Source organism: Mesorhizobium sp. B2-4-2 (assembly GCF_006442845.1).
GTDB lineage: Bacteria > Pseudomonadota > Alphaproteobacteria > Rhizobiales > Rhizobiaceae > Mesorhizobium.
In genome coordinates this window covers 284982-300744 of the sequence record NZ_VFVM01000006.1, presented here as the reverse complement: position 1 = coordinate 300744, position 15763 = coordinate 284982, and the positions used below count along the sequence as shown (strand labels likewise).

Genomic DNA, 15763 nt, shown 5'->3' with positions numbered 1-15763 from the left:
CGTGTTTCGTTCCAGCGACATCGTCCTCATCGCCGTCATGGTCTCGGCGGCGGCCCTGACCTACAAAACCAAGCGCGAGGCCGAGGACCAATTGGCTGCAGTGCAGAAGATCCATGCTGAGATACGCTACGAGGAGGACACGATCGACCTGCTCAAGGCCGACTGGAGCCTGCTCACCCAGCCATCGCGGCTACAGAAGCTCGCCGAGCTCTACAAGTCGCAGCTTGAACTGGAGCCGGTCAGCGCGCACCAGATCGTCGGCCTCGGCGACCTGCCAGCCAAAACCCTCGACATCCAGGACATCCTGAACGGGCGCCAAGGCGGCATGGCAGACAATTCCGGCAACACACCCTCGGACGGCAAGGATCCCATCGTGACCGGAGGCATCGCCCAATGATCGGCAAACTGCTGAAACGTCGCCCCAGGGCCAGCGAAGACGGTTCAATCGTGGTCGATGGCGCCCGCAAGGCGACCGGAGGCAAGGGCAAGGCGCGCATCGTCATGACGATGGCGGTGTTCTTCGGTATCTTCTCGATCATTTCCGGGCGGCTTGTCTATCTCGGCTTCCAGACCCCCGACATGTCGGGCGGCCCGCAGAGCCGGGTGACGGCCTCGCGACCCGACATTGTCGACCGCAACGGCGAGGTGCTGGCGACGGACATCAAGACGGCATCGCTGTTTGCAGAGCCGCGCCGCATCGTCGACGCCGACGAGGCGATCGAAAAGCTGTCGACGGTGCTGCCGGAGATCGATTACGAGCAGACCTACCATAAGCTGAAGAGCGGCGCCGGCTTCGTCTGGCTGCAGCGGCAGCTGACGCCCAAGCAGCAGGCCGACATCATGCAGCTCGGCATTCCCGGTTTCGGCTTCCGCACCGAGAAGCGCCGTTTCTACCCCAGTGGTGAAACCTCGTCCTACATTGTCGGCCTGACCAATATCGACAATCAAGGCATCTCCGGCATGGAGAAATATATCGACGAGCAGGGCCTGAGCGATCTGCAGGCGTCGGGCCTGGCGGTGGCGAAGGATCTCAAGCCGGTGAAGCTCTCGATCGATCTGCGCGTCCAGCATGTGGTGCGCGACGAGATTGCCGCCGGCCTGGAGCGCTATCGCGCCATGGGCGCGGGCGCCGTCGTGCTCAACGTCAAGACCGGCGAAGTGGTGGCCATGGCCTCGGTGCCGGATTTTGATCCGAACAATCCCTACAATGCACAAGACAAGGACCGGCTGAACCGGATGTCGGCGGGGCTCTATGAGATGGGCTCGACCTTCAAGAGCTTCACATCGGCCATGGCGCTCGATTCCGGCAAGGCGACGATGGCGAGCCGCTTCGACGCTTCGCATCCAATCCGGGTCGGCCATCAGGCCATTCACGATTTCCACGGCAAGAACCGCGTGCTGTCGTTGCCGGAGGTGTTCCTCTATTCATCCAACATCGGATCGGCCAGGGAGGCCGAACTGGTCGGCATCGAGGCGCACCGCGAATTCCTGCATCGTCTTGGCATCTTGGACAAGATGCAGACCGAACTGCCGGAAGTTGCCCGTCCGACTGAGCCGAAGGTCTGGAAACAGGTCAACTCGTTCACCATCGCCTTCGGTCATGGCGTGTCGACGACGCCGTTGCAGGCGGCTGTCGGCTGCGCGGCGCTGATCAATGGCGGATATCTGATGGAGCCGACATTCCTGGTCCGCAGCCAGCAGGACGCGATGGCGGCGGCCAAGAAAGTGGTAGCCGACAAAACGGTCGAGGGCATGCGTTATCTCTACATGCTCAACGCCGAGAAGGGCTCGGCCAGAAATGCCAGGGTCCCCGGCTACCGCGTTGGCGGCAAGACCGGAACAGCCGAGAAGGTCATCAATGGCCGCTACTCGAAGGAGTTGAATTTCAATACGTTCGTCGCCGCATTCCCGATGGACGATCCGCAATATCTCGTGTTTACGATTGCCGATGCTCCGCACCCGGAAAAGCCGGGCATGACGGATGTCGCGGCCGCGAATGCCGGGGTCATGGCCGGCAATATCATCAGGCGTTCCGCGGCCATGCTTGGCGTGAAGCCAGATTTCAGCCATGAAAATGGTGCAACGCTGGTTTCCTATCAATGATTCTTAGGGCGCGCCGGCAACTGCGCGCTATTTTGTTGCGGTGAACGGAACTCGATGAAGCTCAAAAATCTAACCGGTATCCTGCCAGTCGAAGGAACAGCTTCCGCCGATCTGGAGGTTACCGGCATCTCTTCGGATTCCCGCCAGGTAAAACCCGGCGTCGTCTTTTTCGCGCTCGCTGGAAGCAAGGCGGATGGCGCCGCCTATGCCGCGGACGCCGCCGCACGAGGGGCTGCCGCCATCGTCGCGGGCAAGGACAGCGCCCTTGGGGGACTGCCGGTTCCAGTGTTGGCCGTCGATGACCCGCGCCTGGCGCTGGCCCTGAGCGCGGCCCGTTATTTCGGCAAACAGCCGCAGACGATGGTGGCCGTCACCGGCACCAGCGGCAAGACCTCGGTCGCCGCTTTCGTCAGGCAGATCTGGGAGCAGGCCGGCTTTGCCGCGGCCTCGATCGGCACCACCGGCGTGGTGGCGCCGGGCCGCAACGATTATGGCTCGCTGACGACGCCAGATCCCGTCGCCTTGCATCAGCTGTTGCTTGAACTGGCGGACGCCGGCGTCACCCATGCCTCCATGGAGGCCTCCAGCCATGGTCTCGACCAGCGCCGTCTCGACGGCGTCAGGCTGGCCGCCGGCGGCTTCACCAATCTCGGCCGCGACCACATGGACTACCATCCGACGGTCGAGGACTATCATCGGGCCAAGCTGCGTCTGTTTGATGCGCTGCTGCCGAAGGGCGCGCCGGCCGTGATCTTCGCCGACGATCCGTGGTCGGCGCCAACCATCCAGGCGGCGAAGGCCGCAAGGCTCGACGTGCTGACGGTCGGCCGCCACGGCGATTTCCTGACGCTGAAGCGGGTCGAGCATGAGCGCCACCGCCAGCGTGCCGAGGTCGAGGCCGACGGGATGCTCTACGAGATCGACCTGCCGCTGGCCGGCGATTTCCAGATAGCCAACGCGCTGGTTTCGGCCGGGCTTGCCATCTCCACGGGAACGCCAGTCGCCAAGGCCTTGAAGGCGTTGGAAAAACTCAAGGGCGCACCCGGCCGACTCGACCTTGTCGGGACGACTGCAAACGGCGCGCCGGTCTATGTCGATTATGCGCATAAGCCGGACGCGCTGGAAAACGTGCTTGCCTCGGTGCGCCCGTTCACCACCGGCCGGGTCATCGTCGTGTTCGGCTGCGGCGGCGACCGCGATCGCGGCAAGCGGCCGATCATGGGCGAGATCGCGACGCGGCTCGCCGACGTCGTCATCGTCACCGACGATAATCCGCGCTCGGAAGTGCCGGAGACGATCCGGGCCGCGATCCTTGTCGCCGCTCCCGGCGCGATCGAGATCGGTGACCGGCGCGCGGCGATCCACGAGGCCGTCGCCATGTTGCATGCCGGGGACACGCTGATCGTGGCCGGCAAGGGTCATGAGGAAGGCCAGACGATCGGCACCGAGACCCTGCATTTCTCCGACCACGAAGAAGTCCGTGCCGCGCTGCTGGAGCGTGCCGCATGAATTTGCTGTGGACATCCGAGACGCTGGTCGCCGCCATGGACGGGCGACCGATCGGGCCGATGCCGGACGGCATATCGGGCATTTCGATCGACAGCCGCAGCCTTCAGCCGGGCGACGCTTTCTTCGCCATCAAGGGCGAGGCGATGGACGGCCATGATTTCGCGACCGCCGCCATCAAGGCCGGAGCCGGGGTGCTGGTCGTGGCCGAAGGCAAGCTGCCGTCGCTTGGCCGGCTGACGGCGCCGATGATCGTCGTCGAGGACGTGCTGGTGGCACTGGAAAAGCTCGGTGTCGCATCGCGGGACCGTTCCCAGGCCAAGATCATCGCGGTGACCGGTTCGGCGGGCAAGACGACCACCAAGGAAGCGCTGCGCCACGTGCTGTCGGCGGTCGGCAAGGTGCATGCCTCGGCGCAGTCGTTCAACAACCATTGGGGCGTGCCGCTCACCTTGGCGCGCATGCCGGCCGATTGCGACTATGCCGTGTTCGAGATCGGCATGAACCATCCCGACGAGATCAGGCCGCTGGTCAAGATGGTAAGGCCGCATGTCGCCATCGTCACCATGATCGCGGCCGCGCATCTCGGCTTCTTCCGAAATCTGGACGAGATCGCCAAGGCGAAGGCCGAGATTTTCGAAGGGCTGGAACCTGGCGGCGCGGCGATCCTCAACCGCGACGACGCGCGTTTCAAGCTTCTCGACAAGATGGCGCACGCCGCCGGCGTCGAGCATGTCTATGGGTTCGGCGAGAACGCGCGCTCAACCTTCAGACTGGTCAAATGCGAAGTCCATGCCGATCATTCCGACATTGCCGCCAGGATCGGCGGTCACGAGGTGACGGCTCGCATCGGCGCGCCCGGCCGCCACATGGTGCAGAACATTCTGGCGGTCCTCGGCGCGGCCCGTCTGGTCGGTGCCGATCTCGACAAGGTTGCCCTAGCGCTGGCCGATCTCTCGGCCGAGCGCGGCCGCGGCAAACGCTATGTGCTGCGTCATCCCGGTGGCTCGACTTCGAGCCATCCCGGTGGCCCGACTTCAAGCCACCCCGGTGGACCGATCACGCTGATCGACGAAAGCTACAACGCCAACCCCGCCTCGATGGCGGCCGCCATGGCGCTGCTCAACGCGACGCCGGTGACAGGCGAAGGCCGGCGCATCGCCGTGCTCGGCGATATGCTGGAACTCGGCGAGCATTCGGCCAAGCTGCATGCGGCACTTGCCGGTCTCATCGTCGGCACCGGCACGCAGACCGTCTTTCTCGGCGGTCCGGAAATGCGGGCGCTGGCGGAGGCGCTGCCGGACGAGATCAGGACGGAATACCGCGCCGGCGTCGAGGAATTGAAGCCGGTGCTGCTTGCCGCACTGAGGCCAGGCGACGTGGTGATGATCAAATCGTCAAAGGGCATCGGCTTTGCAAAGCTGGTCGATGCGTTGCTGGGCAAGTTCCCGGCTGAAACGACAATCGGCAAACAGACCTAGGGTCAAGTCGGGGACGAAAAGCGCATGTTCACACTGCTCGTCGATTTCGCGGACAAGATCTCGGTCTTCAATGTCTTCCGCTACATCACCTTCCGTACCGGCGGGGCGCTGATCACCTCGGCGCTGATCGTCTTCATCTTCGGGCCGACCATCATCAATTCGCTCAGGTTGCGCCAGGGCAAGGGTCAGCCGATCCGCGCCGACGGGCCGCAGACCCATTTCAAGAAGGCCGGCACGCCGACCATGGGCGGCCTGATGATCCTGTCCGGCATCATCGGCTCATCGTTGCTATGGGCGAACCTGTCGAGCATCTATGTCTGGGTGGTGTTGCTGGTGACGCTGGGCTTCGGCTCGATCGGCTTCTACGACGACTATCTGAAGGTGACGAAACAGTCGCATCTCGGCTTTTCCGGCAAAGCACGGCTGGCACTCGAATTCGTCATCGCCGGCATTGCCGCCTGGGCGATCATGCATAACGGCCAGGCGCCGTTCTCCTCGTCGCTGACATTCCCCTTCGCCAAGGAATTCCTGATCAATCTCGGCTGGTTCTTCGTTCCGTTCTCCTGCTTCGTCATCGTGGGAGCGGGCAATGCGGTGAATCTCACCGACGGTCTGGATGGCCTGGCGATCGTGCCGATCATGATCGCGGCGGCGTCCTTCGGCGTCATCGCCTATCTCTCCGGCAATGCGGTGTTCGCCGAATATCTGCAGATCCATTTCGTGCCCGGCACCGGCGAACTGGCTGTTGTGCTTGGTGCTGTCATCGGCGCCGGCCTCGGCTTCCTCTGGTTCAACGCGCCGCCGGCGGCGATCTTCATGGGCGACACCGGCTCGCTGGCCATGGGCGGGCTGATCGGCACCGTCGCGGTCGCCACCAAGCACGAGATCGTGCTGGTCATCGTCGGCGGGCTGTTCGTGGTCGAGATCCTGTCCGTCATCATCCAGGTCGGCTACTTCAAGATGACCGGCAAGCGTGTGTTCCTAATGGCGCCGATCCATCACCACTTCGAAAAGCTCGGCTGGACCGAAAGCCAGGTGGTGATCCGCTTCTGGATCATCGCCGTCATCCTGGCGCTGGTCGGCCTTTCCACCCTCAAGCTCAGATAGGCGCGCCCCGTGATTTCCGCCGCATCCTTCGCAGGCAAGCGTGTTTCGCTCTTCGGGCTCGGCGGCTCGGGGATCGCGACCGCGCACGCGCTGATCGAGGGCGGGGCTGAGGTTCTGGCCTGGGACGACAATCCCGACAGTGTCGCCAAGGCGGCCGAAGCGGGTATTGCAACCGCCGACCTGCGTGGCGCCAACTGGGCCGGTTTCTCAGCTTTCGTGCTGTCGCCCGGCGTGCCGCTGACGCATCCCAAGCCGCACTGGACGGTGGAACTGGCGCGCGGTTCGGGTGTCGAGATCATCGGCGACGTCGAGCTTTTCTGCCGCGAGCGGACGCTCGGCGCGCCAGCCGCCCCATTCATCGCCATCACCGGCACCAACGGCAAGTCGACGACCACGGCGCTGACGGCGCATATATTGAAGGCTTCCGGCCGCGATACGCAGATGGGCGGCAATATCGGCCGCGCCGTGATGACACTCGATCCGCCGCAACCCGACCGGCACTATGTCGTCGAATGCTCGTCCTACCAGATCGACCTCGCACCATCGATCAATCCGACGGCCGGCGTCCTGCTCAATTTGACGCCGGATCACCTCGACCGTCACGGCACCATGCAGCATTACGCTTCGATCAAGGAGCGGCTGGTTGCCGGCAGCGAGACCGCGATCGTCGGCATCGACGATTCCTGGTGTGCGCAGATTGCCGAACGGCTGGAGCGGGCGGGGCGGCACGTCATCCGCATTTCGAAGCGGCTGCCGCTGACCGACGGCTATTTCGCCGATGGCACCAATTTGATGGAAGCGGTGCATGGCCGCTACAGCCGGGTCGCCTTCCTCGAAGGCATCGGCTCGCTGCGCGGGCAGCACAATGCGCAAAACGCGCTTGCCGCGGTGGCCGCCTGCCTCAAGGTCGGGCTCGACCTCGGCGAGATCCAGTCCGGACTGGAAAGCTTTCCGGGCCTGGCGCATCGCATGGAGCAGGTCGGCCGCAAGGACCACGTGCTGTTCGTCAACGATTCCAAGGCGACCAACGCCGATGCGGCGGCACCCGCGCTGTCGAGCTTTTCACGCATCTACTGGATCGCCGGCGGCCTGCCCAAGGAAGGCGGCATCGAGCCGCTGCGCGGCTTCTTCCCGCGTATCGCCAAGGCCTATCTGATCGGCGAGGCAGCGCCGGCCTTTTCGGCGACGCTGGGCGAGGCGGTGCCGTATGAGATATCGGGCACGCTTGCAGCGGCGGTCGAGCATGCGGCGCATGATGCGGCCAGGGACGATGGCGGCGAGGCGGTGGTGCTGTTGTCGCCGGCCTGCGCCAGTTTCGACCAGTTCAAGAATTTCGAGGTCCGCGGCGAAGCCTTCAGGCAAGCTGCGAATGCTATCGAGGGCGTCAAACCCATCGGAGGGGCACGATAATGCAGAGCCGTCTCGACAAAAGCCCGGTTGCGACCTGGTGGTGGACCATCGATCGCTGGTTCCTGGCGGCGTTCCTGTCGCTGATGGGGCTGGGCATAGTTTTGTCCTTCGCCGCAAGTCCCGCGGTCGCCGAACGCATCGGCCTCGACAGTTTCCATTTCGCGACCAGGCAGATCATCTTCACCGTGCCGGCGCTCGGCGTGATGCTGGCGGTGTCCTTCCTCGATTCCAGAGAAATCCGGCGCATGGCGCTGATCATGCTGTGCCTGATGCTGGTGCTGATGGTGGCGGTGCTCTACATCGGCGTCGAGGTGAAAGGCGCGCGGCGCTGGGTGTCGCTTGCCGGCCTGTCGATCCAGCCCTCGGAGTTTTTGAAACCCGCCTTTGTCATCATGTGCGCCTGGCTGTTCGCCGAACACAAGCGCCAGCCCGACATTCCGGGCAATCTCTTCGCCATGTTGCTCTTGGTACTGGTCGTATCGCTGCTGGTGGCGCAGCCGGACCTCGGCCAGACCATGCTGACGACCGGCACCTGGGGCATCATGTTCTTCATGGCGGGGCTGCCATGGCTGTGGATCGTCGTGCTCGGAGCGGCCGGCGTCGGCGGCGTCTTTGCCGCCTATACGGTATTTCCGCACGTCGCCCTGCGTATCGACAAGTTCCTCACTGGCGAAGGCGACACGTTCCAGGTCGATATGGGCCGCGACGCATTGATCAATGGCGGCTGGTTCGGCGTCGGGCCGGGCGAGGGCACCGTCAAGCGGGTCATCCCCGACAGCCATGCCGATTTCGTCTTTTCGGTCGCGGGCGAGGAATTCGGATTGATCATGTGTTTCTTCATCATGTCCATCTTCGCCTTCATCGTGCTGCGCGGCCTCAACACGGCGCTGAAGGAGCATGACGATTTCACCCGCTATGCGGTCGGCGGCCTCGTCACCGTGTTCGGCCTGCAGGCAGTCATCAACATGTGCGTCAACCTGCAGCTGGTGCCGGCCAAGGGCATGACGCTGCCGTTCATCTCCTATGGCGGCTCTTCGCAGATTGCCATCGCCATCTCGATGGGAATGGTGCTGGCGCTGACGCGCAAGCGACCGGAAAAGCGCAAGCAGGTGGGCTTTGCCTTGCCACAGCGCGCCATGCCGGCGGAGTGACATGGCCAGAGGCGTTATCCTTCTCTCGGCGGGCGGAACCGGCGGACATCTGTTTCCGGCCGAGGCGCTGGCGCATGAGTTGAACGCGCGTGGCTGGACGGTGCATCTGGCGACCGACAACCGTGCTGAGCGCTTTGCCGGCCACTTCCCGGCCGCCGCCATCCACCCGATCCAGTCCGCGACGCTGGGCTCGAAAAATCCTGTTGCCCTGCTTGGCGCTTTCTGGAAAATCTGGCGCGGCGTGCGCCAGGCGTCCGCCATCATCGGCAGGATCAAGCCCGACACCGTGGTCGGCTTTGGCGGCTATCCGACCTTGCCGCCGCTCTACGCCGCGACGCGGCGCAAGGTGCCGACGCTGATCCACGAGCAGAACGCGGTGATGGGACGCGCCAACCGGGCGCTGGCCAGCCGCGTCGATGCGATTGCCGGTGGCTTCCTGCCCCAAGACGAAAGCGCCGTCGGCGCCAAGACGGTGACGACAGGCAATCCGGTTCGCCCACAGGTGCTCGAAGCCGCAAAGACCGCCTACGTCGCCTCGGCCGGAGATGATCCCTTCCGCCTGCTGGTGTTCGGCGGCAGCCAGGGCGCGCAGTTCTTCTCCGATGCGGTGCCGGCGGCCGTCGCCTTGCTCCCCGACGCACTCCGCAAGCGGCTGGTGATCACGCAGCAGGCTCGGGCCGATGATGTCGGGCGGGTGAAGGCGGCCTATGCAGCGCTTGGCGTCGGTGTCGAGGTCTCGCCCTTCTTCAGCGACATGGCGGCGCGTATAGCGGCCGCACAGTTGGTGATGTCGCGCTCCGGCGCGTCGACCGTCTCGGAAATCGCGGTCATCGGGCGGCCGGCGCTGCTGGTGCCCTATCCCTATGCGCTCGATCACGACCAGGCCGCGAACGCAGCCGCTCTTGCGGCCGCCGGCGGTGGCGAAGTGGAACCGCAATCCTCACTTTCGCCCGAGCGCATCGCGGCGCTGATCGGCGCCCTGATGGCCGAGCCCGAACGGCTCACGGCAATGGCTGCGGCGGCGAAGTCGGTCGGCAAACCGGACGCCGCACGGTTGCTCGCCGATCTCACAGAGGCTATTGCGTCCCGCAAAACCGTTTCGGATTTTAAGAAGGGAACGCACGCATGAAGATGCCGCAGACCATAGGCCTCGTGCATTTCATCGGCATTGGCGGCATCGGCATGAGTGGCATCGCCGAAGTGCTGCACAATCTCGGCTACAAGGTGCAGGGATCCGACCAGGCCGACAGCGCCAATGTGCAGCGGCTGCGCGACAAGGGGATCGAATGCTTTGTCGGCCACAGGGAAGAAAACCTCGGCGATGCCGAAGTGGTGGTTGTCTCGACGGCTATCAAGAAATCCAACCCCGAACTGAAGGCGGCACGGGAGAAATTGCTGCCGATCGTGCGCCGCGCCGAAATGCTGGCCGAACTGATGCGCTTCCGCCAGGCAGTGGCGATCGGCGGCACGCACGGCAAGACGACGACGACCTCGATGGTAGCGACGCTGCTCGAAGCCGGCGGGCTCGACCCGACCGTCATCAATGGCGGCATCATCAACGCCTATGGCACCAATGCGCGCATGGGGGACGGCGAGTGGATGGTGGTCGAAGCCGACGAGAGCGACGGGACCTTCCTCAAGCTGCCGGCCGATATCGCCGTCGTCACCAATATCGATCCCGAACATCTCGATCACTACGGCAGTTTCGAGAAGGTGCGCGAAGCCTTCCGCCAGTTCGTCGAGAACGTGCCGTTCTACGGCTTCGGCGTCATGTGCACCGACCACCCGGAGGTGCAGGCGCTGGTCGGCCGAATCGAGGATCGCCGCGTCATCACCTATGGCGAGAACGCGCAGGCCGACGTGCGCTTCACCAACCATCGCATGGCCGGCGCGACCTCGGAATTCGACGTGGTGATCCGCGACCGCAAGGGACGCGGCCAGACGACGATATCGGATCTGCGCCTGCCGATGCCCGGCCGCCACAACGTTTCCAATGCGACGGCGGCGATCGCGGTGGCGCATGAGCTCGGTCTGTCGGCCGAGGCGATCAAGAAAGGCCTGTCGTCCTTCGCCGGCGTCAAGCGTCGCTTCACCCAAACCGGCTCCTGGAATGGCGTCGAAGTGTTCGACGATTACGGCCACCATCCGGTCGAGATCGCTGCGGTGCTGAAAGCCGCGCGCAGCGCCACCAAGGGCCGCGTCATCGCCATTGCCCAGCCGCACCGTTTTACCCGGCTGCATGATCTGTTCAATGAGTTCTCCGCCTGCTTCAACGACGCCGACACGGTGATGGTGGCGCCGGTCTACGCCGCCGGCGAGGAGCCGATCGAAGGCGTGACCTCGGATGCGCTGGTGTCGCGCATCCGCGCCGGGGGCCATCGCGACGCGCGCTACATCGAGGGTCCGGAAGCAATAGCGCCTGTTGTCCGTGATCTGGCCAGGCCCGGCGACTTCGTCGTCTTCCTCGGCGCCGGCAACATCACGCAATGGGCCTATGCGCTGCCCAAGGAGCTGGCCGTCTCATGATGCAGGGCCAGGCGCTGATCGACAGACTTGGCGGCCGGCTTGCCGGCCTGCGCGGCCGCATCACGCCGAATGCCGAGATGGACAAGATCACCTGGTTCCGCGCCGGAGGACTGGCCGAGGCGCTCTTTCAGCCAGCGGACGAGGCGGATCTCGCTGCTTTCCTGAAAGCGGTTCCCGAAGAGATACCGCTGACCATAGTCGGCGTCGGCTCGAACTTGCTTGTGCGCGATGGGGGTATTCCGGGTTTCGTCATAAGGCTGTCGGCCAAGGGGTTCGGTGAAACCGAAATTGTTTCGCCGACATCGATCAAGGCTGGCGCGGCCACGCCCGACAAGCGCATCGCCGCGGTGGCGCTGGAAGCCGGCATCGGCGGCTTCCATTTCTACCACGGCATACCGGGCGCCATCGGCGGGGCGCTGAGGATGAACGCCGGCGCCAATGGCGTCGAGACGCGCGAGCGCGTCGTCGAGGTGCGTGCGCTCGACCGCAAAGGCAACGTCCAGACGCTGAGCAATGCCGATATGGGCTATGCCTACCGGCACTCGTCGGCACCGTCCGGGCTGATCTTCACCTCGGCGATTTTCGAGGGCTTTGCTGAGGACAAGGCAGTGATCAAGGCGGCGATGGACGCGGTGCAGAACCATCGCGAGACGGTGCAGCCGATCCGCGAGAAGACCGGTGGCTCGACCTTCAAGAATCCTGAAGGCACCTCAGCCTGGAAAGAGATCGACAAGGCCGGGTGCCGCGGCCTGCTGATCGGCGGCGCGCAGATGTCGCCCATGCACTGCAATTTCATGATCAACACCGGGACAGCGACCGGCTACGAACTCGAATATCTCGGCGAAACGGTGCGCACGCGGGTGCTCGAACATTCCGGCATCCGGCTGCACTGGGAGATCAAGCGCATCGGGGACTTCCGCCCCGGACACGCCGTGCAGGAGTTTCTTGGACAGCTGCTCTAGCCGCGGTTGAAGTTCATGTGACGCATGAACTTCAACCGGTCCGGAACGACCGCGCGACCGTTGCTCCAAAGACTCAACAGCGCGGTTTTCGCATCCATTTTCTCAGAAAGTGAATCTCCCGGAATCATAAGCACTTGCCAGTGAATCAACTCTCTGATTCTCTGCTCCAAAGCGTTTCCTGATTTGAGTCGTTCGACGCGTTTCCCGCGTTTTCCGTCTGGGGGGCAACCTGCCGGGAGACTCGGACTCAATGTTGCGGAAATCTTGGTTTTTGATCCGCCGTGAGAGGGGATGACGGGGAATGAAAAACAAGCATGTGGCCGTCCTGCTGGGTGGTTTCTCGTCCGAGCGGCCCGTGTCCCTGTCTTCGGGGAAGGCCTGTGCCGATGTGCTTGAGACGGAAGGCTATCAAGTCACGCGCGTCGATGTCGGGCGCGACGTCGGCTCCGTGCTTGCCGATCTCAGGCCCGATGTCGCCTTCAATGCGCTGCATGGTCCTTTTGGCGAGGACGGCACCATTCAGGGCATTCTCGAATATCTCGGCATTCCCTACACCCATTCCGGCGTGCTCGCCTCGGCGCTTGCGATGAACAAGGAGCAGTCGAAGAAAGTCGTGAAATTGGCCGGTGTCCCCGTCGCCGAATCGAAGGTCGCCAATCGCTTCGCCATTCAGAACAACCATCCGATGAAGCCGCCTTATGTGGTGAAGCCGGTCAATGAGGGGTCGAGCTTCGGCGTCGTGATCGTGCATGAGGGGCAGTCGCATCCGCCGCAGGTCATCGGCTCGTCCGAGTGGAAATATGGCGATACCGTCATGGTCGAGCGCTACATCCATGGGCGCGAGCTGACCTGTGCCGTCATGGGCGACGTGGCGCTTGGCGTCTGCGAAATCATCCCGACGGGCCATTCGTTCTATGATTACGATTCAAAATATGTCGCGGGCGGATCAAAACACGAATGCCCCGCAAAAGTTTCACCGAATATTTACCAAAAAATACAGACACTGGCGCTCAAGGCTCACCAAGCTGTCGGCTGTCGGGGCGTTTCCCGGTCGGACTTCCGTTATGACGATCGTCACTCCGAAAATGGCGAGGTTGTATGGCTCGAGGTCAATACTCAGCCGGGCATGACGCCGACGTCTCTGGTGCCTGAAATCGCCGCCCAGGCAGGGCATTCGTTCGGCGATCTGTTGAGTTGGATGGTGGAGGACGCTTCGTGTCTGCGTTGAAGTGGGGGCAGGGCAAGGGGAAGGGCGCGGCCGGGCCGGCGCTGTTCAGCCTGCCATTGTCGTTCGACCATTTCGTGCTGCCGCGCGTGCTTCGCCGCCCGGTGCGTATCCTGGCGCGTCTGGGCGAGGGCGAATTCCAGGCGCCGCGCTTCTCCGCCGCGATCATGTCGGCAGTGCTCATTGCTTCGAGCGGCGCCTATGGCGCCTATCTCGGCGGTCATGCCGACGGCATCGTCCAGAGCATCACTGCCCGGACCGGCTTTGCCGTCGACCAGGTCAAGGTGGTCGGCAATCGCCAGACGTCCGAGATCGATATTCTCGACAGGCTCGAGCTCGATGGCTGGACGTCGCTGATCGGCTTCGATGCCGAGGCGGCGCGGGAACGCATCGCCACCTTGCCCTGGATCGAGGTCGCCGCGGTGCGCAAGGTCTATCCGCACACGTTGGAGGTGCGCGTCGAGGAGCGCCAGGCGTTCGCGCTTTGGCAGCAGGGCAGTGATCTCTCCGTCATCGAAAAAGACGGTGCCGTTATCGCGCCGTTCTCGGGTGGCAAGCAGGTGCTGCTGCCATTGCTGATCGGAGCCGGCGCGCCGGCCAAGGCGCCGGAATTCCTGGCGAAGATCGAAAAATACCCGGATCTCGCGACCCGCATCAGGGGCTATGTCCGTGTCGGCGATCGGCGCTGGGACCTGAAGCTGGACAATGGCATCACCGTCAAGCTCCCCGAGGATGGCGAGGATCAGGCACTCGCCGAACTCGTCGGCATGGACCATGACAAGGGGCTGTTGTCGCGCGATATCGCGGCCGTCGATATGCGGCTGTCGGACCGGCTGGTCGTGCAGCTGACGCCGGAGGCGGCGACTCAGCGCGAAGCCGCGCTCAACGAGAAGCCGAAAACGCTGAAGCGCAAGCCGGAGACGAAGATATGAGCTGGCTTGGCGGTTCAGGCGATGCCTCGTCGCGCCGCTCCGGCACCTTGACGGTGCTGGATGTCGGTTCGAGCAAGGTCTGCTGCATGGTGGCGAAGCTGAAGCCGTGCGATGACGGCAAGCTGCTGCGCGGACGCTCGCACCGCATCCAGGTGATCGGCATCGGCCATCAGAAGTCGCAGGGCGTCAAATCGGGCGTCGTCATCGATCTCGATCGTGCCGAACATGCCATTCGTCTCTCCGTCGACGCCGCCGAGCGCATGGCCGGGCTGACGGTCGATTCGCTGATCGTGAACATGACCGCCGGCCGGCTGAAGAGCGAAGCCTTCTCGGCAACCATCAATCTCGGCGGCCATGAGGCCGACGAGGCCGACATCAAGCGGGTGCTCGGTGCCGGCGCCAAGCAGGCGCTGAAGACCGAGCGCGAGGTGGTCCATTCGCTCCCCGTCGGCTTCTCGCTCGACGCTGAGCGCGGCGTGCGCGATCCGCGCGGCATGGTCGGCGACACGCTTGGCGTCGACATGCATGTGCTGACCGGCGACGCCGCTCCGATGCGCAACCTGGAGCTCTCCATCAACCGCTCGCATCTTTCGGTCGAGCGCATGGTGGCGACGCCCTATGCCAGCGGGCTGGCGGCATTGGTCGACGACGAGCTGGAACTGGGCGCCGCCTGCATCGATATGGGCGGCGGCACGACGACGATCTCGGTGTTTTCGGAAGGCAAGTTCGTCCATGGCGACGCCATCGCCATCGGCGGCAACCACGTCACGCTGGACATGGCCAAGGGACTGTCCACCTCGCTCGATGCCGCCGAACGGCTGAAGGTGATGCACGGTTCGGCGTTGCCCGGCAGCGCCGATGACCGCGACCTGGTCTCGATCCAGCCGATCGGCGACGAGGGCGAAGTGCCGCTCCAGATTCCGCGCTCCGTCATGACGCGCATCGTGCGTGCCCGCATCGACGAGACGCTCGAGCTTTTGCGCGACCGGCTGAACAAGTCCGGCTACGGCAATGCGGTGGGCAAGCGCGTGGTGCTGACCGGCGGCGCCAGCCAGCTTGCCGGCCTGCCGGAAGCGGCGCGCCGCATCCTGGGGCGCAATGTGCGCATCGGCCGCCCGCTCGGCGTGGCGGGCCTGCCCGAAGCGGCGAAGGGGCCGGCCTTCTCGGCGGCCGTCGGCTTGTTGATCTATCCGCAGATGGCGAGCTTCGAGAGCCATCCGGCGAAAGGAATTTCCGGTCTCAGGATGACCGGAACGGGCGGAAAACTGCATCGCATGAGTCAGTGGTTGAGAGACAGTTTCTAATTGACGGGGACAGCCCCATAAGTGGCCGCGGCGGCGAAGCGGCAGGAAAGGCAAAG

The 15763-nt window shown here is 64.1% G+C and carries 13 protein-coding genes; all 13 read left to right on the top strand.

What is annotated here, in order from left to right; translation table 11 throughout:
* Position 1 precedes the first annotated feature (1 nt).
* The 13 genes from FJ942_RS16465 to ftsA all read left to right on the top strand — a co-directional run bounded on the left by FJ942_RS16465 (position 2) and on the right by ftsA (position 15707).
* Entirely contained in the window at positions 2-397 is a 396-nt protein-coding gene (locus FJ942_RS16465) for a hypothetical protein (protein WP_140495202.1), read from the top strand.
* Positions 394-2103 carry a penicillin-binding protein 2 gene (locus FJ942_RS16460; RefSeq protein ID WP_140495205.1) on the top strand — a complete coding sequence of 570 codons (1710 nt, stop codon included), beginning with the start codon at positions 394-396 and terminating at the stop codon, positions 2101-2103. Before FJ942_RS16465 ends, FJ942_RS16460 begins: the two co-directional genes overlap by 4 nt.
* A gap of 54 nt (positions 2104-2157) precedes the next feature.
* A complete protein-coding gene (locus FJ942_RS16455; RefSeq protein WP_140898237.1) occupies positions 2158-3612 on the top strand; it encodes a UDP-N-acetylmuramoyl-L-alanyl-D-glutamate--2,6-diaminopimelate ligase in 1455 nt (484 codons plus the stop codon).
* Positions 3609-5090 carry a UDP-N-acetylmuramoylalanyl-D-glutamyl-2,6-diaminopimelate--D-alanyl-D-alanine ligase gene (locus FJ942_RS16450; RefSeq protein WP_140898235.1) on the top strand — a complete coding sequence of 494 codons (1482 nt, stop codon included), beginning with the start codon at positions 3609-3611 and terminating at the stop codon, positions 5088-5090. Before FJ942_RS16455 ends, FJ942_RS16450 begins: the two co-directional genes overlap by 4 nt.
* 24 nt (positions 5091-5114) lie before the next feature.
* A complete protein-coding gene (gene mraY / locus FJ942_RS16445) occupies positions 5115-6197 on the top strand; it encodes a phospho-N-acetylmuramoyl-pentapeptide-transferase (RefSeq protein WP_140495211.1) in 1083 nt (360 codons plus the stop codon).
* A gap of 9 nt (positions 6198-6206) precedes the next feature.
* The gene (gene murD, locus FJ942_RS16440) at positions 6207-7607 is read left to right on the top strand and encodes a UDP-N-acetylmuramoyl-L-alanine--D-glutamate ligase (RefSeq protein ID WP_140898233.1); all 1401 of its coding nucleotides are present in this window, start codon (positions 6207-6209) and stop codon (positions 7605-7607) included.
* Positions 7607-8758 (top strand): putative lipid II flippase FtsW, encoded by a 1152-nt coding sequence (ftsW, locus tag FJ942_RS16435; protein WP_140516599.1) that lies wholly within the window; start codon positions 7607-7609, stop codon positions 8756-8758. Before murD ends, ftsW begins: the two co-directional genes overlap by 1 nt.
* Before the next feature lies 1 nt (position 8759).
* A complete protein-coding gene (murG, locus tag FJ942_RS16430) occupies positions 8760-9887 on the top strand; it encodes an undecaprenyldiphospho-muramoylpentapeptide beta-N-acetylglucosaminyltransferase (protein WP_140898231.1) in 1128 nt (375 codons plus the stop codon).
* Positions 9884-11284 carry a UDP-N-acetylmuramate--L-alanine ligase gene (murC, locus tag FJ942_RS16425; RefSeq protein ID WP_140495219.1) on the top strand — a complete coding sequence of 467 codons (1401 nt, stop codon included), beginning with the start codon at positions 9884-9886 and terminating at the stop codon, positions 11282-11284. Before murG ends, murC begins: the two co-directional genes overlap by 4 nt.
* A complete protein-coding gene (gene murB, locus FJ942_RS16420; protein WP_140495221.1) occupies positions 11281-12246 on the top strand; it encodes a UDP-N-acetylmuramate dehydrogenase in 966 nt (321 codons plus the stop codon). The genes murC and murB overlap by 4 nt, the downstream gene beginning before the upstream one ends.
* Before the next feature lie 301 nt (positions 12247-12547).
* Positions 12548-13474: a D-alanine--D-alanine ligase gene (locus FJ942_RS16415; RefSeq protein ID WP_140495223.1), complete on the top strand. Its 927-nt coding sequence runs from the start codon at positions 12548-12550 to the stop codon at positions 13472-13474.
* On the top strand, positions 13462-14403 hold the full coding sequence (locus FJ942_RS16410) for a cell division protein FtsQ/DivIB (protein ID WP_140685485.1): 942 nt from the start codon (positions 13462-13464) through the stop codon (positions 14401-14403). The genes FJ942_RS16415 and FJ942_RS16410 overlap by 13 nt, the downstream gene beginning before the upstream one ends.
* Complete coding sequence (gene ftsA, locus FJ942_RS16405; RefSeq protein WP_140516589.1) at positions 14400-15707, top strand: cell division protein FtsA; 1308 nt, start codon at positions 14400-14402, stop codon at positions 15705-15707. Before FJ942_RS16410 ends, ftsA begins: the two co-directional genes overlap by 4 nt.
* The last annotated feature ends 56 nt before the right edge of the window (positions 15708-15763 follow it).

Excerpts from the sequence above, each read along its gene's own strand:
- murG (WP_140898231.1), top strand. The coding sequence starts at position 8,760 with ATGGCCAGAGGCGTTATCCTTCTCTCGGCGGGCGGAACCGGCGGACAT.
- murC (WP_140495219.1), top strand. The coding sequence starts at position 9,884 with ATGAAGATGCCGCAGACCATAGGCCTCGTGCATTTCATCGGCATTGGC.
- FJ942_RS16460 (WP_140495205.1), top strand. The coding sequence starts at position 394 with ATGATCGGCAAACTGCTGAAACGTCGCCCCAGGGCCAGCGAAGACGGT.
- ftsW (WP_140516599.1), top strand. The coding sequence starts at position 7,607 with ATGCAGAGCCGTCTCGACAAAAGCCCGGTTGCGACCTGGTGGTGGACC.
- murB (WP_140495221.1), top strand. The coding sequence starts at position 11,281 with ATGATGCAGGGCCAGGCGCTGATCGACAGACTTGGCGGCCGGCTTGCC.
- ftsA (WP_140516589.1), top strand. The coding sequence starts at position 14,400 with ATGAGCTGGCTTGGCGGTTCAGGCGATGCCTCGTCGCGCCGCTCCGGC.
- FJ942_RS16450 (WP_140898235.1), top strand. The coding sequence starts at position 3,609 with ATGAATTTGCTGTGGACATCCGAGACGCTGGTCGCCGCCATGGACGGG.
- mraY (WP_140495211.1), top strand. The coding sequence starts at position 5,115 with ATGTTCACACTGCTCGTCGATTTCGCGGACAAGATCTCGGTCTTCAAT.
- FJ942_RS16415 (WP_140495223.1), top strand. The coding sequence starts at position 12,548 with ATGAAAAACAAGCATGTGGCCGTCCTGCTGGGTGGTTTCTCGTCCGAG.
- FJ942_RS16455 (WP_140898237.1), top strand. The coding sequence starts at position 2,158 with ATGAAGCTCAAAAATCTAACCGGTATCCTGCCAGTCGAAGGAACAGCT.